This is a genomic window from Sphingomonas epibiotica (genome assembly GCF_039615155.1).
In the GTDB taxonomy this organism is placed as follows: domain Bacteria; phylum Pseudomonadota; class Alphaproteobacteria; order Sphingomonadales; family Sphingomonadaceae; genus Sphingomonas.
The window spans coordinates 431,204-450,044 of sequence record NZ_JBDGHY010000003.1 but is presented as its reverse complement, the minus strand read 5'-3'; the positions used below and the strand labels follow the sequence as shown (position 1 = coordinate 450,044).

The window sequence follows — 18,841 nt, the reverse complement described above, 5'->3', positions numbered from 1 at the left end:
GCGCCACAGCTACTAGAGGCACGAAACCGGCCGGGGCGATGCTCCGGCCGCAATTTTGTTACGTCAACTAATTGAGGGATCTATGACCGAACCGCTCCGCGTCGCCATCGCCGGCCTTGGAACCGTGGGTGCGGGTGTCATTCGGTTGATCGAAACCAATGGCGCGCTGATCGCTCGCCGCGCCGGCCGCCCGATCGAGGTCGTCGCGGTATCGGCCCGCGACCGCAGCCGGGACAGGGGCGTCGACCTGTCGCGCTACCAATGGGTCGACCATACCGCCGCGCTGGTACAGGCGGGCGATGCCGATGTCGTGGTCGAACTGATCGGCGGATCGGACGGCCCGGCGCTGACGCTGGCACGCGGTGCCCTCGCGGCGGGCAAGAGCTTCGTCACCGCCAACAAGGCGATGATCGCGCATCACGGCCTCGAACTCGCCAAGGCCGCCGAGGACAAAAGCGTCGCGCTGAAGTTCGAGGCGGCGGTCGCCGGCGGCGTGCCGGTCATCAAGGGCTTGCGCGAAGGGGCGGCGGCCAACGAGATTTCGCAGGTCTTCGGCATCCTCAACGGCACCTGCAACTTCATCCTGTCGAAGATGGAGGCCGAAGGCCGCGACTTCGCCGAGGTGCTGGCCGAGGCGCAGGCGCTGGGCTTTGCCGAGGCCGATCCCAGCTTCGACATCGACGGCGTCGATGCCGCGCACAAGCTATCGATCCTCGCCAGCCTCGCCTTCAACACCCAGCCGGCGTTCGATGCGGTGGCGGTCACCGGCATCCGCCACGTGCTGGCCGCCGATATCGCCGAGGCGGCGGCATTGGGCTATCGCATCCGCTTGGTCGGGGTCGGCGAAGCGGGGCCGCGCGGACTGTTCCAGCGGGTCCATCCGCACCTCGTGCCGCTCGACCATCCGCTGGCGCATGTCACCGGTTCGCTGAATGCGGTGGTGGCAGAAGGTAATTTCGTCGGACGGCTGTTTTTCCAGGGGCGGGGGGCCGGTGACGGTCCGACCGCGAGCGCGGTGGTCGCCGACCTGATCGATATCGCTCGCGGCGAATTCGGCCCGCCTTACGCCATGCCGGTCGCCGACCTGACCCCCGCCGCACCCGAACCGACCGGCGAACGCCGCGGCCGCGCCTATCTGCGCCTGCAGGTCGCCGACAAGGTCGGGGTGCTGGCAGAGATCGCGGCAGCGATGCGCGATGCCGGAGTCTCGATCGAAAGCCTGATCCAGCGCGGCGCGAATGCCGATGGCGGGGTACTGGTCGCGATCGTCACCCATGAAGGGCCCGAACGCTGCGTCGCGCAGGCACTGGAAAAGCTGGAAAGCTCGGCCAGCGTGCTCGGCCAGCCGATGTGGATGCACGTGCTCGGCGGGTAGGATACGCGCGCCGGCCCGTTTGGCGAATCAGGGGAGCGGGATTGCCGCCTCTGCATCGCGCCGTGCCCGGCGTTCCGCTCGCGCGGCATTGGCGCGCTGAATGAAGCAGCCGGTCTGGCCGCCGACCCCGGCGGTCGAGCAACTGCCGATCCCGCTCGACCCGGCGTTCAGATTGTCCTGCACCCGCGTCGCCCAGCTTTCACCGTCGCGGGTCGGTTCGACGTCGCGCAATTCCTTCGGGATACGGAAGCGTTCCTGTTCGCCCCGGCGGACGCAGACCACAATTTCCTCGCCATCGGCGTTGGTCGGGCATTTGTCGTTGCCATAGATGACGAGCGTGCCGTTGCGGACCTGCGCAGCGGCAGGCGCGGCCGGCAGGGCAAAGGCGACGATCGCGGCGGCACCGGCCAGAAGCGTGCGGGTCATCACAAAATCCTCCTGTCCGGGTAACGCCCGGACGATCAAATGCGTTTCGAAACTTCGATGGCGATGCGACAGCCCGCGCGGATCGCCGCCGACAGCAGCGGATAGGCCGGCGCGCGTTCGGCGCCATGCGCCAGCGCCGCTTCCTTATGCTCCAGCTCCTCGGCCTGGAACTTGCGGATCGCCGCGCCCAGTTCGGGATCGTCTTCGCCCAGTTCGGCGAGCTGATCCTCATAATGCTTGTCGATTTCGGTCTCGACCGCCGCCGTGCAGGCCATTGCCGCCTCCGGCCCGATCGCCGCCGTCGCCGCACCCAGCGCAAAGCCGGCAACGTCCCAGATCGGCTGGATGATCGTCGGGCGCACGCCGCGTTCGGCGATCAGCGCGTCGAAATAGGCGCGATGTTCGGCCTCCTGCAACGCCATGCCCTGGATCGCCGCCGACATCGGGCTGCGGTCGCCCATCACCGCCAGCTGTCCGGCATAGATGCGCGTCGCGCCATATTCGCCCGCCTGATCGACGCGGATCATCGATTTGATGCCGCCGGGCCGGGGGTCGCCGGGTCGCCATTTGCTCATGTCCGCCTCCGTGTCGCCAGCATCAGCACCACCAACGCGCCGACGATCGAAAAGATCGCGTTGAACCCGGCCAGCGAGATGCCGAGGAACGACCATTGCGGCACGTCGCAGCGGACCACCGGTTGCCGCACGATCGCCGCCAGCAGGTCGTCGCCGGTCGCGTGCAGCGTATTCGCGCAGGCGGTGACCCCCTGCCACCAATGATATTCGACGCCGGCATGGAACACCCCGATCAGCCCGCTGGTCAGGATCGCCAGCCCGGCAAGGATCACCAGCAGCCGCTTGGCCGAGGTGCGCGGCGCGAAGAAAGACAAGGCCGCCAGCACGATCGCCGCATAATGCGGCCAGCGCTGCCAGTGGCACATCTCGCACGGGTACAGCCCGCCCAGAACTTGCGAGCCGAGCGCTCCCGCGATCAGCGTGAGCGGTAGCAGCAGCGCGATCCAGCGCGCGAGCGGCAGGTCGTTGGCACGCATCGGTTCAGCGCTTGCCAGGCTTGGAGGCAGCCGCCGCCATGCGCGTCGGCGGACCGACCCGGCCCATCGTCTGCAACGCATAATAGAGCTGGAAATCGTCGATGCCGCGCTTCTTGAGCGACTCCGCGGTCTCGGCAAAGCGCGGATCGTCCTTGGTATCCTCGGTCAGCGTCTTGTCGTCGATGCCGGCCTCGTTGACCAGATGGCGGCGCAGATCGGCCTCGCGATAGACCGGGCGGCTCTTATAATCGGGGTCCGAAATCTGCGGCACCTTCAGGTCGGGGTCGATGCCGCCTTCCTGCACCGACCGGCCCGATGGCGTGTGGTAGCGCGCGGTGGTCAGGCGCAGCGCGGTGTTCTTCGACAGATCGAAGATCGACTGGACCGATCCCTTGCCGAAGCTGCGTTCGCCCATCACGATCGCGCGGTGATGGTCCTGCAGCGCGCCGGCGACGATTTCCGACGCCGATGCCGTGCCTGGATTGGTCAGCACGATGATCGGCAGCCCCTGCGCCAGATCGCCCGGCACCATTTCCTCGGCGAAATAGCGTTCGGTATCCGCCTTGTCGCGCCCGCGCTGCGACACGATCTCGCCGCGCGCCAGGAAGGTATCGGATACCTCGATCGCCTGGGTCAGCAGCCCGCCGCCATTGTCGCGCAGGTCGATGACATAGCCCTTGGGCTTGTGGCCCAGCGCCTTGTCGATCCCGGCGATCGCGGCGCGGGTGTCGGCGCCGGTCGTCTCGCTGAACGTGTTGATGTTGATGACGCCGATGCCGTCCTTCACTTCCCACTTCACCGGCTTCTGCACGATCGTGCTGCGCACCAGCGTCAATTCGATCGGCTTGTCGCGGCCGGGGCGGACGATGGTTAGCGACACCTTCGATCCCGTCGGCCCGCGCATCTGCGCGACCGCTTCGTCGAGCGTGCCGCCGACGATCAGCTTGCCATCGACATGGGTGATGTAATCGCCCGACTTGATGCCGGCACGCGCCGCCGGCGTATCCTCGGTCGGGGTGATGACCTTGACCGCGCCGTCCTCCAGCGTGACCGACAGGCCGAGGCCCGAATAATTGCCGGTCGTGGCGATGCGGAGATTCTCAAAATCCTTGGCGTCGAGATAGCTCGAATGCGGGTCGAGCGCCGCCAGCATGCCGCGCATCGCGCCTTCCATCAGCGTCTTGTCATCGACCTTGTCGACATAGGACGCTTTCACCCGGTTGTAGACGTCCATGAAATTGTCGAGTTCGCGGAAACTTCCCGCATCGGCCTGCGCCATCGCGCCGGTGGCGACGGGGACCAGCGCGAGCGCACCGACGATCGCGGTTGCCTGAAGGAACGGACGGGACATACGCATATACGCTTGATGCTTTCGACTGCGGTACGGAAGCCACACTAGCGGGAAATCGTTCGGCGATCAAAGCGCTGTCTCGCTGAACCGGACGTGACGTCCGGTCGCGACCGGGCAAAACCGACCGCAGACGCCGGTATCGAACCGGTACCCGACCCTGTCGTCGCCCCATTCTTCTGTCGCCCCGCTACAAGGGGCGAGGGAATAAGGGCCGTTCAGAACGTCCGATCCGGCACTAGAATGCCGACCAGTCGTCCTCCGCTACCGCGAGCGCGGTGTTGCCGGCGACGTGCGGACGCATCGGGACGACGTTCGTCGGACGGGGGGCGGGTACCGGGACGGCGCGGACGGGCGCGCTGCGATGGCCGGTATCGCCGAGGCGGAAGCTGCTGATCTGTCGGGCCATGCCGTCGGCATCGGAGGCGAGGCTGCGCACCGCCGCGGTCGCCTCCTCGACCATCGCCGCATTTTGCTGCGTCATGCCGTCCATTTCCGAAACCGCCGTATTGATCTGGTGCAGGCCCGTCGCCTGCCGCTCGGCCGAGGCGGCGATGCTGGCGACCTGTTCGTCGATCTGCCCGATACGACTGATGATCCGCGCGAGCGCATCGCCGGTATCGACCACCAGCTGCACGCCGGTGTCGATCTGGCTGGACGATGCGGTGATGCGGGTCTTCACGTCCTTGGCGGCATCGGCGGAGCGCTGTGCCAGCGCGCGGACCTCGCTGGCGACGACGGCAAAGCCCTTGCCGGCATCGCCCGCTCGAGCCGCTTCCACCCCGGCATTGAGCGCCAGCAGGTTGGTCTGGAACGAGATGCCGTCGATCACGCTGATGATGTCGCTGATCTCGGCGGAGGCGCGTTCGATGCCGTGCATCGCCTCCACCGCGCGACGGACGATCTCGCCCGACTGGTCCGCCTCGGCGCGCGCCTCGCTGACGATGCGGTTGGCCTGTGCCGCGCCGGCGGCGGTTTCGCGCACGGTCGAGGTGATCTCGTCCATCGCCGCCGCGGTCTCTTCGAGGCTCGCCGCCTGTTGTTCGGTCCGCTGCGACAGGTCGTCGGACGCCTGGCGGATGTCTTCGGCACCGTTGTTGATGCTGCTGGCGGCTTCGGTCACGGTCGCCAGCGTCGATTGGAGCGCCGCGACGGCGGAATTGAAGTCGGCCTTGATCCGCGCGAACGGCCCGGTCAGGTCGGCATCGACGCGCGAGACCAGATCGCCCTGCGCCAGCCGCGTCAGTGCCGCGCCGAAGCTGTCGACGATCAACGTCGTTTGCTGCTCCTTGGAACGTTCGGCCGCGACCAGCTGGTCGCGCAGTGCCTGGGTCGCGCCGGCCAGCTGGCCCAGTTCGTCGCGGCGGCTCCCGGCCGGGATCGCGACCGCCATGTCGCCCGAGGTCATCCGCTTTAGCGCTTCGACCAGTGTCAGCAGCGGCGCCACGACGAACCGTCGGGTGGCAAAGCCGATGGCAAGGATGACGGCAAGGGTCGCGAGGGTGGTGAAGACGAGCAGCATGTTGGCCGTTCGGGCGATCGCGTTCGCCTCGGCGCTGACCTCGGCCAGATGCGCTTCGATCGCATCGGACAGGGTGCTCATCCCGCCCTCCAGCGTTTCGAAGGCTTTGAGAAAGCCGGGCAGCAGCGCCGTGGCGCGGGCCGGATTAGCGGCCGTGGCATCGGCGATCCGTTCGGCGGTCGCGATATAGGCGTCGACCAATGGCTGTATGTGGCGGGCGCGCGCCGCGATGACGGGGGCATCGGCATAGGCGGCATCGGCCGCCAGCGCCTTGCGCAGCGCCGCCGAATCATCGGCCAGCGCCTTGCGGTTGGCAGCGAGGTCCAGATCGCCGGCGGAGCTGGCCCGCAATATCGACAGCACGTCGCCTCGGATCGCGTCATGCATCATGTCGGCGGTCATGTGGTTGCGCAGCAGGGCCGTTCCCTGGCTGATACTGGCGCGCGCATCGGACTGGCGGCCATTGGCCCAGAGCCTGGCGCCTGCGGATCCCAGCACCAGCAGCGCGATCGCAGCGATTGCCGCCAATACCATCCGGTTGACCGATTGCACGCGGGCCTACTCCGATTCGTTCGCTCGGTACGGTCTCGGCTAAATCGGATAATATACGGTTATCGTGCCATCGACTGCGCGCGTTACAGCATCGCCGCCAGATCGACCGGTACACCGTGGCGGCGCAGCTCGATCGTCACGGGCGGCCCTTCCCCCTGCGGCGCGCGACCGATCGGGGTACCGGCGGCCACTCGCGCGTCGACCGGTCCGACGCTGGCGGCAAGACCGGAAACCGTCGTCGTCCAGCCGCCGCCATGGTCGAGGATTACCACCCGGCGATAGCCGCGGAACCGCTTGCTGAACGCGATTCGCCCCGGCGCGGGCGCGACGACGGTGGCTCCCGGTGCGACGGTCAGCGTCAGCCCTCGCGCGCGCACGCCGCTGTCGCTGATTTCGCCGAAGCCGGTCGCGACGCTGCCGCTGACCGGCAGGCGGTAGGCAGGCGGCGGCAGCGCCGGGGTTGCGGCATCGGGCCGGGGCAGCGGCCCGGGCAGGGCGGTCAGGGCTGCGCGGGTGTCGCGTGCCTCGCCCAGTTCCTCCAGCCGGTCGACGATGTCGCGCGCCTGTTCGCCCAGCGCGATCGCCCGGTCCGATTCGATCAGCGCACCGCGCGCCAGCGCACGCGAACGCAACCGTTGTGCCGCCTCTGCCTGCACCAGTGCCAGCCGCTCATTCTCCAACCGCGCGTTGCTGGCCGCCAGTGCCGCCAGCGCGACACCGGCCTGCGCGCGCAATCGCGCCGCATTGGCAATGGCCGTGCGGACCGCGGCGGTGCGCTGCTGCATCGCCGGGACGACGGTGCCGAGCACCGCGCGGACATGGACCAGATCGTCGGTCGATCCGGGCTGCGCGACCGCCAGCCACGCCGGGCGGCTGGCGAGCGACTGCAACGCCCCGACCAGTCGCGCCACCGGGGCCTGCCGGGTCGCCAGCTCGCCGCGGCGGCGGGCGAGCAATTCGCCGATCAGCGCGACGCGCGCCTGTGCTGCCTTGCGATCCGCTTCGGCCGCGACGATGCGGGCGGCGAGCGCCGCCTGCGCGGCCCGGCTACGTTCGGCCCCGGCGTCGGCGGCACGCGCGGCCCGGTCGAGCAATTGCGATCGCGCGCTGGCCGCCGCGGCTGCCCGGCGCGCGGTTTCCAGCCGTTCGCGTCCCGCGGCCACCGGATCGTCCTGCGCCCACGCCGCCGCACCCGCCAGCGCGGTCAGAGCGACGAACAGGGCAAGCGCGCGCCTCATCCCTCGCGGTGATAGGGGTGGCCGGCGAGGATGCTGGTCGCGCGCCACAATTGTTCGGCCAGCATCGCCCGCGCCATCAAATGCGGCCATGTCGCCCGTCCGAACGCGAGCAACAGATCGGCCTGTGCCCGCTGCGCATCGTCGAAGCCATCGGCGGCGCCCAGCAGGAAGCGTGTTTCGCGCACGCTATCGTCGCGCCAGCGGCCGAGCTGGGTCGCGAACGCCATCGACGGCAGGTCGCGCCCCTTTTCGTCCAGCATCACGATGCGCGTGCCCGGATCGACCGGCGGTATCTTGCCCCCGCTATCGGGCAGTTCGGTGATCTTCGTTGGCCAGCCGACCCGCTTCAGATAGCGGTCGATCAGTTCGGCTTCGGGACCACGCCCGATCCGCCCGCGCGCGACGATATGCAGCAGCACGGGCGGACAGGCTTTATGCGTGCGCGGTCGGGTTCAGCGTATCGCCGAACGCCCACATCCGCTCCAGATTGTAGAAGGTGCGGACTTCGGGGCGGAACAGGTGGACGATCACGTCGCCGGTGTCGATCAGCACCCAGTCGGCGGTCGGCAGCCCTTCGATTCGCGACGGGCGGCCGAACTCGGCCTTGACCCGTTCGGCCAGCTTGGTCGCCATCGATGCCACCTGCCGGCTCGACCGGCCGCTGGCGATGACCATATAATCGGCGATGCTCGACTTGCCCGCGAGCGGGATCGACACCGTCTCGACCGCCTGGTCGTCGTCGAGGCTGGCGAGCACCATGCGGTGCAGCGCTTCGGTCTCGCTCATGGCATCGGTCGGGTCGGTAGGGGTCGGCAAGGGTATCAGCTTTCAGGGGCCTGTGCGCCGGACCGCGCGGGTGGAATTACCCGACGGTGCCAGGCGGGATCGGCGGCGCGGATCGCGGTCGCCGAAGTTGGATCGGGGCGGAAGCGCAAACGGACCAGCGCCGGCAAACTCCACACCGTCCATCGTCTCGCCTGGCCTGCGGGCCGCGCATGGCGCCGCAACCAGCCCATCGCAGGACTAGCGAGGGCGCGCCCATCATAGCCCGGACGCGCGACGACCGCAATCGCCACCGTCCGGGCAATGCCGCGCCAGTCGCGCCAGCGGTGAAACTCCGCGAGATTGTCCGCCCCCATCAGCCAGATGAAGCGATGCTGCGGGTACAGCCGCACCAGTTTGCGCAAGGTATCGACCGTGTAGCGCGTACCCAGCCGCCGTTCGATCGCGGTCGGCCGGATCGGTGCATGCCGCGCGACCCGCCGTGCCGACGCTAGCCGGGCGTTGAGCGGCGCCATGCCGGCGGCGGGCTTCAGCGGATTGCCCGGCGACACCAGCCACCACACCTCGTCCAGCGCCAGCGCGCGCTTGGCGGCAAGCGACACCCGGCGATGGCCGCGATGAGCCGGGTTGAACGATCCGCCGAGCAGGCCGATACGGCTCATCTATCCCAGTCCTCGCGATCATGGCGGATGCGCAGGATTTCGACCTGATCGGGCAAGGTGCGGTAGATCAACAGATAGGGCGCGCCGCGAACCCGCAGCACGCGGCTACCTCCGCTGATCGGCCGTCCGGCGTTTGGAAAACTGTTGAGGATCGCGGAGCGCTGCCGCACCGCAGTCAGAATTTCAGATGCCACGATCGGTGCTGCGTTATCCGGCAGCCACTGGTTGATCCGGCGAAGATCCTCAAGCGCGGGTCTTGTCCAAACGATCAGCGGATCCGGCTCCGGTGCCGTTCGATCATCGCGTCGAGTTCCGCCATGACGACTTCGTGCGGAATCAGTTCGCCCCGGTTGGCAGCATCGATTCCCACTTGCGCGAAAGCCAGCAATTCCTCGTCCTCATGCGCCACGCGACGCAACGCATCGGCGGCGAACTCGTCCCGCGTGATGCCCCTTGCGGCAGCCAGCCGACTGATCGCATCATCGGTCGCGGCATCGATGGCAGTGGTGATCGGTCGCATCTCCATCCGCCCAACCTATGCCGCACGACCCCCGCCATCAAGGCCGGGTCTGACCGGTCCCGCGCACGATCCACTTGTACGTCGTCAGCCCCTCCAGAGCGACCGGGCCGCGCGCATGCAGTCGGCCGGTGGCGATGCCGATCTCCGCACCCAGCCCGAATTCGCCGCCATCGGCGAACTGGGTCGATGCGTTCCACATCACGATCGCCGAATCGACACGCGCGAGGAAATGCTCGGCGGTCGCTTCGTCGGACGTGACGATCGCATCGGTATGATGCGATCCGTGCGCGGCGATATGCGCGATCGCGTCGTCGACCCCGTCGACCAGCTTCACCGACAGGATCGCGTCGAGATATTCGGTGTCCCAGTCGTCGTCATTCGCTTCGAGGATAGCGGGATGCAGCGCCCGCACCTCGGCATCGCCGCGCAATTCGCAGCCGGCATCGAGGAGACCGGTCAGGATCGGCAGCGGATCGGCGTAGGCGCGGTCGATCAGCAGCGTCTCCGTCGCGCCGCAGACGCCGGTCCGCCGCAGCTTGGCATTGACGACGATCTCCCGCGCCATCGCCGGATCGGCGGCACGGTCGACATAGCTGTGGTTCAGCCCGTCGAGATGCGCGAGCACCGGCACGCGCGCCTCGGCCTGGACCCGCGCGACCAGGCTCTTTCCCCCGCGCGGCACGATCAGGTCGATCAGCCCTTCGGCCGCCAGCATCGCGCCGACCGCGGCACGATCGGTCGTCTGGATCAGTTGCACCGCCGCTTCGGGCAGTCCGCCCGCGACCAGCCCACGCACCATCGCCGCGTGGATCGCGCGATTGCTGTGGATCGCCTCGCTCCCGCCGCGCAGGATCGCCGCGTTCCCGGCCATCACCGCCAGCGCCCCAGCATCGGCGGTAACGTTCGGCCGGCTCTCGTAGATGATCCCGATCACGCCGATCGGCACGCGGACCCGGGTCAGCACGAGCCCGTTCGGCCGTTCGCGCCGATCGATGATCTCCCCGACCGGATCGGCCAGTCCCGCCACCGCCTCGACCCCCGCCGCCATCGCCTCCAGCCGGGCCGGGTCGAGCCGCAGCCGGTCGAGCATCGCACCCGACAGGCCGCTCGCCTGCGCCGCGGCGATATCGCGTGCGTTGGCGGCGAGGATGAGGGTGGCGTCTTCGCGGATCGCGGCGGCGGCGAGGCGGAGGGCGGCGGCTTTGCTGGCGGTCGGGGTTGTCGCGAGTCGCTGCGCTGCCATCAGGGCGTCGGCGCCATAGCGGGCGATCGTGTCGGCGGTGCTGTGTTCGGCGGTCATCGCGCTACCCCATCGGTTTGCGCCGCTTTCGCGCAACCGATAGGCCGCGTCCAGTCGAGAAAAGGGGGCGCCCTTTCGGACGCCCCCTTCCTTCCTTGGCGCTATCGATTAGAAATTGACGCGCGCACCGGCATAGAAATACCGCCCGGTCACCGGGAAGATCCCGCTGTCCGACCCGGTGCCGGTCAGGCCATAGGGCGGCAATTGGTCGTTCACATTGTCGACGCCGACGTAAATGCGGAAATTCTTGTTGGCGCGAATGCCGAACTGAATGTCGTGAATGAACACTTCCGGCAAATAGATGATCGGAAAGGCGTCGGCGTTGGTCGGCGGCCGATCCTGTTCGTAATTCTGCAGGTTCCACGACCCCAGCGTCTGGCGACCGATATACTGGGTGGTCAGCGCGATATCGAACGGCCCGGCAAAGAAATTGGCCGAGAACAGGCCGCGCCATTCGGGATCGCCCAGTACATTGTTCCGGCGCGTATAGCGGTCGGGATCGGTCAGGAACGTATATTGCCGCCGCGTTTCCAGCCAGCTGACATTCGCCGACAGGTTCAGGCGGATGTCATCGGTGAAGCTGTGACGATAGGCGACTTCGGCATCGATGCCCGACGTGGTCAACTTCGCATAGTTGAATGGCCCGTTGGTGAAGCCGTTGCCCTGCAGGCCGATGTTGAAGTCGGGGAAGCCGGCGAAGCGGCGGCCCTGCTGTCCCGCAAAGGTAAAGTCCGCGATCGGATCGCTCGACCGGCGGCGAATGACCTGCGCGCAGAACGGATTGTTGATGCCGCCCGGATCGTCATAGCAACGATTGACCAGCGCCTGCGGGGTGATCGTGTCGATCGCCTGCTTGATCTCGATATTATAGTAATCGACCGTCACCGAGAAGCCGGGCAGGAAGCGCGGCGCGAACACGCCGCCCAGCACGAAGCTGCGGCTGACTTCGGGTTCGAGCGCGGCATTGCCGCCGTTGGTGCCGAGGATACCGGAGGTAGGGGCATTGGTCCACGGAACGACTTGCCCGTCGGGCAGGGTGATAGTGGTCGGGATGCCCGCCGCCGCGCAGTTGCGCGCCCGGTTCGGGTCCTGGTTGATGACCGTTTGGCTGCACGGATCGGTGAAGCTGTTGGCGAAGGTCTGGCTGGTTCCGGCATAGAGTTCGGCCAAGTTCGGCGCACGCGTCGCCTGTGCATAGCTGGCCCGGAATCGCAGACCGCGTACCGGCGAATAGATGCCGGCGACGGTGTAGGCATAGACCGCGTCCTGGAGGAAATTATACTTGGATGCGCGTCCCGATGCCTCGACCGACAATTCCTGGACGAAGGGAAGGTCCGCCAGGATCGGCACGCGGATTTCGCCGAATGCTTCCGTGACGCTCACCGCATCGGGGTTCGAATCCTGGATCGAATTCAGGAAGGTATTCGACTGGCCCGGTGCATATTCGCCCTTGGTGAAATCGTCATAGGCCGAGAAATAATCCTCGCGGCGATATTCGACGCCGAAGGCGATGCCGATCGGACCGCCGGGCAGGCGCAAGAATCCCGATGTGTCGCCCGACACCGAATAGACGGCGTTGAGTTGTTCGGCCCATTGCTTGCGCGACGAGGTGTAGAGCGAATAGGCGATGCCGTCGGGCGTGGTCAGCGGGGCACCTTCGCCGAACAGGTTCAGCGGTCGGCAGCTTGCATCATCGTTTGCCGCGCTGGCATCGGCGTTGATACGACACACGATCTGGCCCGATACCGGGTCGCGTACGGCATTAGCGGCGTTGTTGAACTTGCGGATGTCGACGTTGCCACCGGTTTCGTAATAGGTTTCGGTCCGGCCGTAATTGACGAATGCGTCGTAATTCCAGTTGCCGGTGTCGAGCAGCACGCCTCGCGCACCGACGACCGCGCGATAGGTCTGGCGTTCATGCTGTTCGGCGCGGGTGCCGATGTCGTTGTTGAAGCGGAAGAAGGTGAACGCGCTGCTATTGTCGGTCGCGGCTAGTCCGTTGAGCACGCGGATCGTCGAACGTGCCTGTTCAGTCAAATACGGATTATCTAGATAAAAGGTTGGCGTGAGGCGACCATTGACAAAGGTCGGCTGGGTCGAGGTCTGGTTGGCGGTGACTTTGACGTACTTCGCTTCGATATAAGGTTCGAACGCGCTCGACACCTCAAAATGCGACAGCAGATTGACGTTGATGCGATCCAGCCCCGGCAGGAGCATCGCGCCTTCGACGCCGCTCGCGGTGCGGCCACCGAGGACGCCGCCGCCAGTCGGGCGAAGGTCGATGGTCGGCGTATCGCGGACCAGCGTGCCGTCGGGCAGGAAGATATAGTTGCTGTTGATGCGTCCGTTGGTAGGGGACAGTTGTCCAGTGCAGACCGCAGCACGGCGCGCGCCGTTGGTCGCTGTCGCGACCGGGCAGGCGGTGATGACGGTGCCGCCCAGCGAGATGATGCCGAACTTCGATCCCGGGTTGCGGAAGAAGGTCGTGTCGGGGATACCGTCCCCTGCCGGCGGTTCGTTGCGTGCAGTGCCGTCCGGGTTGACGAACGTGGTGCGCTGCGTCTGGTAGAATCCCGGCACGCCCGAGAAAGCGCCGGTCTGCTCATCCCGGTCGCTGAACAGCACCTGGTCGGAATAGGCATATTCTGCCGAGATCGCGATGTTGCCGCGGCCTTCAGCGAAATTCTTGCCCCACAGGCCGGTCACCAGATAGGATCCGCGGTCGCCACGGCTAGACGCGCCACCCTGAACACGGGCGTCGAAGCCCTCGTAATCGCGCTTCAGTACGAAGTTGACGACGCCCGATACAGCGTCCGACCCGTACACGCCCGAATTGCCGCCGGTGACGGTCTCGACGCGTTCGAGCAGGGCGTTCGGAATGGTATTGGTATCGACGCTGAAGGTGCCGGGGTTGCCCGATACGTGGCGACGGCCATTGACCAGAACCAGGGTCCGCGCGGGGCCGAGTCCGCGCAGATCGAGCGCGTTGATGCCAGCAGTGCCGATGCTTGCGGTCGAGTTCGCTTGGTTAAAGGTCGAACGCAGGGCGGGCAGGCGGTTCAGGGTTTCACCGACCGATACCTGACCGACATTTTCGAATTGCTGCGCGGTAAGCGTCGTGACCGGAACGGCGGTATCGAGGTTCGGCCGCGCGATGCGCGATCCCGTGACGGTGATGACCTGCGTCGGGTCCTCGGCATCGTCGACCGACTGACATTCGACGCGTGGATCGCCGGCGATGCAATCGGCGGGACGCGGCGATGTCGTGGTGTCGGTAGTCTGCGCGAAGGCGAATTGCGGTAGCAGCGCGATGCCGGCAAGCGCCGTTGCACCGAGAAGACGGTGTGTTTTCATTGATTGCCCCGTTTTGAACGCGGGAAATACCCGGCGTTTGCAGCAGGAAAATCAATAATCTCGGCCTTGGCAAGCCGTACCCGGACTTCCGTACAACGAGGCAACAAATTGTTACAGAAATCCGATCAACACACCAACGTGCCGTGCAGCACTCGCAGCATATACAAAGGATACGCCTTAGAATTATAATAATGCTACACGGCAACACTTCGTTACAATGGGTTGGTTACCGCTCGACGCACATCGCGATACCCATGCCGCCGCCGATGCACAGAGTCGCCAGTCCCTTCTTCGCGTCGCGGCGCTTCATTTCGTAGAGCAGCGTGGTCAGCACGCGCGCGCCCGATGCACCGATCGGGTGGCCGATCGCGATCGCGCCGCCGTTCACATTCACCTTGTCGGCGCTCCAGCCCATGTCCTTGCCGACCGCGAGTGCCTGTGCGGCAAAGGCTTCGTTGGCTTCGACCAGGTCAAGATCGTCGACGCTCCAGCCGGCCTTTTCGAGCGCGCGGCGCGAGGCGGGGACGGGGCCGATGCCCATCACCGACGGATCGACGCCGGCGGTCGCCCAGCTCTTGATCGTGGCGAGCGGTTCGAGGCCGCGTTTGGCGGCTTCGTCGGCCGACATCACGACCAGCGCGGCGGCACCGTCGTTCAGGCCCGATGCATTGGCGGCGGTCACCGATCCGTCCTTCTTGAACGCCGGGCGCAGGCCCGACACGCCGTCGATGGTCGCGCCGGCACGGATATATTCGTCCTGATCGACGACGGTGTCGCCCTTGCGGCCCTTGATCGTCACCGGCGCGATCTCGTCGGCGAAGCGGCCCTCGCCGCGCGCGGCCTCGGCGCGGTTCTGCGAGCGGACGGCGAATTCGTCCTGCTCGGCGCGGGTCACCTGATATTGCTCGGCGAGGTTTTCGGCAGTGATGCCCATGTGATAGCCGTTGAAGACGTCGGTCAGCCCGTCCTTGATCATCGTGTCGACCATCGTGCCGTCACCCATCTTGGTGCCGGCGCGCATCTGTACGGCATGCGCCGACAGCGACATGCTTTCCTGACCGCCCGCGACCACGATCGTCGCGTCGCCGGTCTGGATCGCCTGCGCCGCCAGCGCGACCGCGCGTAGCCCTGATCCGCAGACCTGATTCAGCCCCCATGCCGGCACTTCCTTCGGCACGCCCGCCGCCATCGATGCCTGCCGCGCCGGGTTCTGGCCTTGTCCGGCGGTCAGCACCTGGCCGAGGATCACTTCCGACACGTCCTCCGGCGCGACGCCGGCTTGGGTCAGCGCGGCGGCGATCGCCTGCCGGCCCAATTCGTGCGCGGGCACCGCGGCAAAGGCGCCGAGAAAGCTTCCGACGGGGGTACGCTTGGCGGCAACGATGACGGCGTCGGTCATGGGCAATCCTTCTCCTAAAGCTTCGCAGGCTATCTAATGTGGGGCGCGTCGCTTAGCCAGCGCGCAAGCGGTTCCCACAGGACGCTTCGTCCGCGACTGCCGACGATCATGCCGACATGGCCGGCGGGGACGATGCGCCGGTCGGCCAGGCCGATCGCGCTGGCGGCGGGGACGATCCGGTCACTTTCGGCGACGAACTCGACCATCGGCACGGCATGCGTGGCGGAGGCGACGTCGCCCGCTACCCGCCAGCGTCCGCCGCCCGGCAGGTCTGCGTCGAACAGGTCGTCGAACAATTCGCGTCCCGCCGCATAGGGAAGCGGTGCCCCGGCATTGGCCCAGTCCTCCAGTGCGAGGAACGCCTGTGCCTTCGCCGATGCGGGATCGAGATCGGCGAAGGCGACATATTTGTCGACGGTGCGCCCCGGATCGAGCTGCCAGAACATCGCCTGCAGGAACTCCATGGGGACCAGCCCCATCTGTTCGGCGGTCGGCTGCGCCATCGTCCATTGATCGGCGATGGCGGCACGCGTCGCCTCGCCGAAGCCGGCGAAATGCCACGGCGTCGCGATCAGCGCGATGCCGGCCGTGTCGACGAACCCTGCCGCCGCGAGCGCGATCGTGCCGCCGAGGCAGTATCCGACCAGCAGCGGCGGTGCGTCGAGCGTCGCACACAACCGCGCCGCCGCCTGCGCATGATCGCCAAGGTCCATCGATCGATCCGCCGGCCCCGGCGCCCCCCAGTCGACCAGCAGCACCCGCAACCCCTGTCCCGCCAGCCAGCGTAGCAGCGAATTGTCGGGCGACAGGTCGAGGACGAAGGGCGGATTGATGAGCGACGGGATCACCACCACCGGTCGCCCGGTCCCGCCATAATCGTGCAGCACGATCCGCCCGTCGCGCGCGACCGGTTCGGGCATCGCCGCGCGCGGCAGGCGCGGCGCGTCCTGATAGGCGCGCAAGCCGGCCAGCGCACGGGCACGCCGGGCGGGGTCGTCGGCGGTTTCGCTGCGCAACATCGAGAGAAACAACGGTAAAGGCCGTGGCCCGTGTTGCGGCGCGGTATCAACCGGTGTAGCCATGAGCATATCTTTCGCGCAAGGATTTCGCATGAAGAAGGCAGCGGCCGACGGCAGCCCCGTCATCATCAAGAAATACGCCAATCGTCGGCTCTATAATACCGAGACGTCGTCCTACATCACGCTCGAGCATCTGGCTGCGATGACGCGCGAGCATCGCGACTTCAAGGTGGTCGACGCCAAGACCGACGACGACATCACCCACAATGTGCTGACGCAGATCATCATGGAGGAAGAGAGCCGGGGCCAGACGCTGTTGCCGGTCAGCTTCCTGCGGCAGCTCATCACGCTGTACGGCGATTCGATGCAGGCGATGGTGCCGGGTTATCTGGAGGCGTCGATGGACAGCTTCCGCCGCAACCAGGAACAGTTCAAGACCGCGGTCGAGGGCGCCTTCGCCCATTCGCCCTTTGCCGAGATCGCCAAGCGCAACCTCGCAATGTTCGAGGCGGCGGCGCATGCGTTCCAGCCGGGCGCGGCCGGTACGCCGACCCCGACCCCCGCGACCTCGACCGAGGCGCCGGCTGCGAAGGTCGACGAAATGGCCGCACTGCGCGCCGAACTGGCGCGGTTGCAGGACAAGGTCGACAAGCTGGGCTGAGCCGGGCGGGGGGAGTTGGACGAACGGCGCTCCACGGCCGCAAAATCCTATCGCTTCCCCCGATAGGCCGGGAGTGCGATGCGGAACCGGATTGCCGCCCCGCGCAGCGCGAACCCGGCTGTCGCCGCCGGCAGCGCGGCCAAGAATGGTGGCAGCCCCAGCGCGACGAGCACCACATGCAGCCCCGCCGCCAGCGCCGCCGCCGTCACATATAATTCGGGTCGCATCAGGATCGACGGCACGCCGGCCAGCACGTCGCGGAGAATGCCACCGACGCACGCGGTCAGCACCCCCATCAGCGCCGCCTGAAGCGGTGGCACGCCATGGCTCAGCGCCTTGGCCGCGCCGAACACGCCGTACGCCGCCAGCCCTGCCGCATCGAGCCAGTCGAGCGCCTTGTCATGCCACCAGCGTTCGGGCGTGAACCAGACCAGCAACGCCATGCCGACACAGATCGCCGCGACCGGCGATCCATGGACCCAGAACACCGGCGCCCCGATCAGCAGGTCGCGCACCGTCCCGCCGCCGACCCCGGTGATGAGCGCGAAGAACGCGGCGGTGACGAAGGTCTGTGCCGCCCGCGTCGCCGCTAGCGCACCCGAGCCTGCGAACACCGCGATACCGATCATGTCGAGCGCGCCGAGCATCTGCCCCAGCGCCTGCGGAGAAGGAACCATGGCGTCTCGCTAACGTACCGCAGGATATGTGGCGAGCGATAGCTTGCCGCACCACCGCCCGATCGGGCAAAGGAACGCCATGCGACGCCTGTCCTCCGCCGCCACGCTCACCACCGTCCTGCTGGCCGCGCTGGCCGGTATCGTCGACGCGCTGGCGTTCAGCGGGCTCGGTGGTTTCTTCGCCTCGTTCATGAGCGGCAATTCGACGCGTTTCGGCGTCGGCCTCGCCCATGGCTGGGACTATACCGCCGCGACCGCCGCCGCGCTGGTCCTGTCCTTCGTCGCCGGGGCGATGCTCGGCACCATCGCCGGCGCCGCGGCGGCCGAGCGGCTGGGACAGGGACGACGGGCGGAGGCGGTGATGGGCCTCGTCACGCTGATGCTCGCGATCGGCGCGGCGATGGCCGCCTTCGCACCGCTGACGCTTGCCATGCTGATGCTGGCCGGCGCGATGGGCGCGCAGAACGGCGTCGTCGCCCCCGATGGCGAGGTAAGGATCGGCCTGACCTATATGACCGGTACGCTGGTCCGCATCGGCCAGCGCCTCGCCCGTCGCCTGCTCGGCGACCGCTCCGCCCCCGGCCTGCGCCGCGACGCGCTGTTGTGGCTCGGCTTCGTCGCCGGGGTGACGATCGGTGCGATCGGCTGGAACTGGCTGGGGCTGGCGGCCTTGTGGGTCGTCGCCGCGCTGTCGGCGCTGCTGACGATGCTGGTCGCCCGCGTCGAACTGCAATAACGCTCCAACTGGATCATGATGGCAACAGGTAGAATCGTTCGTGCTGAGTAGGGGCTGAGCGAAGTCGAAGACCCGTATCGAAGCACCTGCCCCAGAAGGTCCTTAGACACGCCATTTCGATAAGCTCAATGGCTACTCGGACGAACGGGTTGGGCTCATTTCATCACGCTCCAGTCCCGTCTCGGTTCCCAATCCGTTCGGTTCGAGCAGCTTCGAGC

Annotated in this window: 19 protein-coding genes; 3 read left to right on the top strand and 16 right to left on the bottom strand. The window is 67.1% G+C overall.

Annotation, left to right across the window (positions count from 1 at the left end):
- Nucleotides 1–82 precede the first annotated feature (82 nt).
- Complete coding sequence (locus AAIO73_RS08550; protein WP_345877282.1) at nucleotides 83–1,375, top strand: homoserine dehydrogenase; 1,293 nt, start codon at nucleotides 83–85, stop codon at nucleotides 1,373–1,375.
- A 27-nt stretch (nucleotides 1,376–1,402) separates the two neighbouring features.
- Here AAIO73_RS08550 and AAIO73_RS08545 read toward each other — a convergent pair whose 3' ends face one another.
- The 15 genes from AAIO73_RS08545 to AAIO73_RS08475 all read right to left on the bottom strand — a co-directional run bounded on the left by AAIO73_RS08545 (nucleotide 1,403) and on the right by AAIO73_RS08475 (nucleotide 16,549).
- The gene (locus AAIO73_RS08545; RefSeq protein ID WP_345877281.1) at nucleotides 1,403–1,801 is read right to left on the bottom strand and encodes a hypothetical protein; all 399 of its coding nucleotides are present in this window, start codon (nucleotides 1,799–1,801) and stop codon (nucleotides 1,403–1,405) included.
- A gap of 35 nt (nucleotides 1,802–1,836) precedes the next feature.
- Nucleotides 1,837–2,376, bottom strand: coding sequence for a demethoxyubiquinone hydroxylase family protein (locus AAIO73_RS08540; protein WP_242119474.1), 540 nt, complete (start codon nucleotides 2,374–2,376; stop codon nucleotides 1,837–1,839).
- Entirely contained in the window at nucleotides 2,373–2,852 is a 480-nt protein-coding gene (locus AAIO73_RS08535; RefSeq protein WP_345877280.1) for a disulfide bond formation protein B, read from the bottom strand. The genes AAIO73_RS08540 and AAIO73_RS08535 overlap by 4 nt, the downstream gene beginning before the upstream one ends.
- A gap of 4 nt (nucleotides 2,853–2,856) precedes the next feature.
- Nucleotides 2,857–4,203 (bottom strand): carboxyl-terminal processing protease CtpA, encoded by a 1,347-nt coding sequence (gene ctpA / locus AAIO73_RS08530; RefSeq protein WP_345877389.1) that lies wholly within the window; start codon nucleotides 4,201–4,203, stop codon nucleotides 2,857–2,859.
- 235 nt (nucleotides 4,204–4,438) lie between these two features.
- Nucleotides 4,439–6,274, bottom strand: coding sequence for a methyl-accepting chemotaxis protein (locus tag AAIO73_RS08525; RefSeq protein WP_345877279.1), 1,836 nt, complete (start codon nucleotides 6,272–6,274; stop codon nucleotides 4,439–4,441).
- An 83-nt stretch (nucleotides 6,275–6,357) separates the two neighbouring features.
- Nucleotides 6,358–7,512 (bottom strand): murein hydrolase activator EnvC family protein, encoded by a 1,155-nt coding sequence (locus AAIO73_RS08520; protein ID WP_345877278.1) that lies wholly within the window; start codon nucleotides 7,510–7,512, stop codon nucleotides 6,358–6,360.
- Entirely contained in the window at nucleotides 7,509–7,931 is a 423-nt protein-coding gene (locus AAIO73_RS08515) for a 23S rRNA (pseudouridine(1915)-N(3))-methyltransferase RlmH (RefSeq protein ID WP_345877277.1), read from the bottom strand. The genes AAIO73_RS08520 and AAIO73_RS08515 overlap by 4 nt, the downstream gene beginning before the upstream one ends.
- Nucleotides 7,932–7,944: 13 nt before the next feature.
- Complete coding sequence (gene rsfS, locus AAIO73_RS08510; RefSeq protein ID WP_242119482.1) at nucleotides 7,945–8,298, bottom strand: ribosome silencing factor; 354 nt, start codon at nucleotides 8,296–8,298, stop codon at nucleotides 7,945–7,947.
- A 35-nt stretch (nucleotides 8,299–8,333) separates the two neighbouring features.
- Complete coding sequence (locus tag AAIO73_RS08505) at nucleotides 8,334–8,957, bottom strand: nicotinate-nucleotide adenylyltransferase (protein WP_345877276.1); 624 nt, start codon at nucleotides 8,955–8,957, stop codon at nucleotides 8,334–8,336.
- Complete coding sequence (locus tag AAIO73_RS08500; protein ID WP_345877387.1) at nucleotides 8,954–9,226, bottom strand: type II toxin-antitoxin system RelE/ParE family toxin; 273 nt, start codon at nucleotides 9,224–9,226, stop codon at nucleotides 8,954–8,956. The genes AAIO73_RS08505 and AAIO73_RS08500 overlap by 4 nt, the downstream gene beginning before the upstream one ends.
- Nucleotides 9,226–9,483, bottom strand: a complete 258-nt coding sequence (locus AAIO73_RS08495; protein ID WP_345877275.1) for a CopG family transcriptional regulator — start codon at nucleotides 9,481–9,483, stop codon at nucleotides 9,226–9,228. The genes AAIO73_RS08500 and AAIO73_RS08495 overlap by 1 nt, the downstream gene beginning before the upstream one ends.
- A 31-nt stretch (nucleotides 9,484–9,514) precedes the next feature.
- On the bottom strand, nucleotides 9,515–10,777 hold the full coding sequence (locus AAIO73_RS08490; protein WP_345877274.1) for a glutamate-5-semialdehyde dehydrogenase: 1,263 nt from the start codon (nucleotides 10,775–10,777) through the stop codon (nucleotides 9,515–9,517).
- 108 nt (nucleotides 10,778–10,885) lie between these two features.
- A complete protein-coding gene (locus tag AAIO73_RS08485) occupies nucleotides 10,886–14,131 on the bottom strand; it encodes a TonB-dependent receptor domain-containing protein (protein WP_345877273.1) in 3,246 nt (1,081 codons plus the stop codon).
- A gap of 226 nt (nucleotides 14,132–14,357) precedes the next feature.
- Nucleotides 14,358–15,530 (bottom strand): acetyl-CoA C-acetyltransferase, encoded by a 1,173-nt coding sequence (locus AAIO73_RS08480; RefSeq protein WP_345877272.1) that lies wholly within the window; start codon nucleotides 15,528–15,530, stop codon nucleotides 14,358–14,360.
- Between the two features lie 29 nt (nucleotides 15,531–15,559).
- Nucleotides 15,560–16,549, bottom strand: a complete 990-nt coding sequence (locus AAIO73_RS08475) for an alpha/beta fold hydrolase (protein ID WP_345877271.1) — start codon at nucleotides 16,547–16,549, stop codon at nucleotides 15,560–15,562.
- A gap of 91 nt (nucleotides 16,550–16,640) precedes the next feature.
- On the opposite strand from AAIO73_RS08475, the gene phaR reads away from it, so the two are divergent.
- Nucleotides 16,641–17,210 (top strand): polyhydroxyalkanoate synthesis repressor PhaR, encoded by a 570-nt coding sequence (phaR, locus tag AAIO73_RS08470; RefSeq protein ID WP_242119490.1) that lies wholly within the window; start codon nucleotides 16,641–16,643, stop codon nucleotides 17,208–17,210.
- 47 nt (nucleotides 17,211–17,257) lie between these two features.
- On the opposite strand, the gene AAIO73_RS08465 is transcribed toward phaR, so the two are convergent.
- Nucleotides 17,258–17,887, bottom strand: a complete 630-nt coding sequence (locus AAIO73_RS08465; RefSeq protein WP_345877270.1) for a trimeric intracellular cation channel family protein — start codon at nucleotides 17,885–17,887, stop codon at nucleotides 17,258–17,260.
- A gap of 79 nt (nucleotides 17,888–17,966) precedes the next feature.
- Here AAIO73_RS08465 and AAIO73_RS08460 point away from each other — a divergent pair, with 79 nt between their 5' ends.
- Complete coding sequence (locus AAIO73_RS08460) at nucleotides 17,967–18,623, top strand: YoaK family protein (protein ID WP_345877269.1); 657 nt, start codon at nucleotides 17,967–17,969, stop codon at nucleotides 18,621–18,623.
- The last annotated feature ends 218 nt before the right edge of the window (nucleotides 18,624–18,841 follow it).

What these genes read in the sequence shown, in the direction of transcription:
- AAIO73_RS08520 (WP_345877278.1), bottom strand. Translation starts at nt 7,512, where the DNA reads ATGAGGCGCGCGCTTGCCCTGTTCGTCGCTCTGACCGCGCTGGCGGGT.
- AAIO73_RS08550 (WP_345877282.1), top strand. Translation starts at nt 83, where the DNA reads ATGACCGAACCGCTCCGCGTCGCCATCGCCGGCCTTGGAACCGTGGGT.
- ctpA (WP_345877389.1), bottom strand. Translation starts at nt 4,203, where the DNA reads ATGTCCCGTCCGTTCCTTCAGGCAACCGCGATCGTCGGTGCGCTCGCG.
- AAIO73_RS08465 (WP_345877270.1), bottom strand. Translation starts at nt 17,887, where the DNA reads ATGGTTCCTTCTCCGCAGGCGCTGGGGCAGATGCTCGGCGCGCTCGAC.
- AAIO73_RS08460 (WP_345877269.1), top strand. Translation starts at nt 17,967, where the DNA reads ATGCGACGCCTGTCCTCCGCCGCCACGCTCACCACCGTCCTGCTGGCC.
- AAIO73_RS08505 (WP_345877276.1), bottom strand. Translation starts at nt 8,957, where the DNA reads ATGAGCCGTATCGGCCTGCTCGGCGGATCGTTCAACCCGGCTCATCGC.
- AAIO73_RS08475 (WP_345877271.1), bottom strand. Translation starts at nt 16,549, where the DNA reads ATGTTGCGCAGCGAAACCGCCGACGACCCCGCCCGGCGTGCCCGTGCG.
- AAIO73_RS08545 (WP_345877281.1), bottom strand. Translation starts at nt 1,801, where the DNA reads ATGACCCGCACGCTTCTGGCCGGTGCCGCCGCGATCGTCGCCTTTGCC.
- AAIO73_RS08480 (WP_345877272.1), bottom strand. Translation starts at nt 15,530, where the DNA reads ATGACCGACGCCGTCATCGTTGCCGCCAAGCGTACCCCCGTCGGAAGC.
- rsfS (WP_242119482.1), bottom strand. Translation starts at nt 8,298, where the DNA reads ATGAGCGAGACCGAAGCGCTGCACCGCATGGTGCTCGCCAGCCTCGAC.
- phaR (WP_242119490.1), top strand. Translation starts at nt 16,641, where the DNA reads ATGAAGAAGGCAGCGGCCGACGGCAGCCCCGTCATCATCAAGAAATAC.
- AAIO73_RS08495 (WP_345877275.1), bottom strand. Translation starts at nt 9,483, where the DNA reads ATGGAGATGCGACCGATCACCACTGCCATCGATGCCGCGACCGATGAT.
- AAIO73_RS08540 (WP_242119474.1), bottom strand. Translation starts at nt 2,376, where the DNA reads ATGAGCAAATGGCGACCCGGCGACCCCCGGCCCGGCGGCATCAAATCG.
- AAIO73_RS08485 (WP_345877273.1), bottom strand. Translation starts at nt 14,131, where the DNA reads ATGAAAACACACCGTCTTCTCGGTGCAACGGCGCTTGCCGGCATCGCG.
- AAIO73_RS08535 (WP_345877280.1), bottom strand. Translation starts at nt 2,852, where the DNA reads ATGCGTGCCAACGACCTGCCGCTCGCGCGCTGGATCGCGCTGCTGCTA.
- AAIO73_RS08490 (WP_345877274.1), bottom strand. Translation starts at nt 10,777, where the DNA reads ATGACCGCCGAACACAGCACCGCCGACACGATCGCCCGCTATGGCGCC.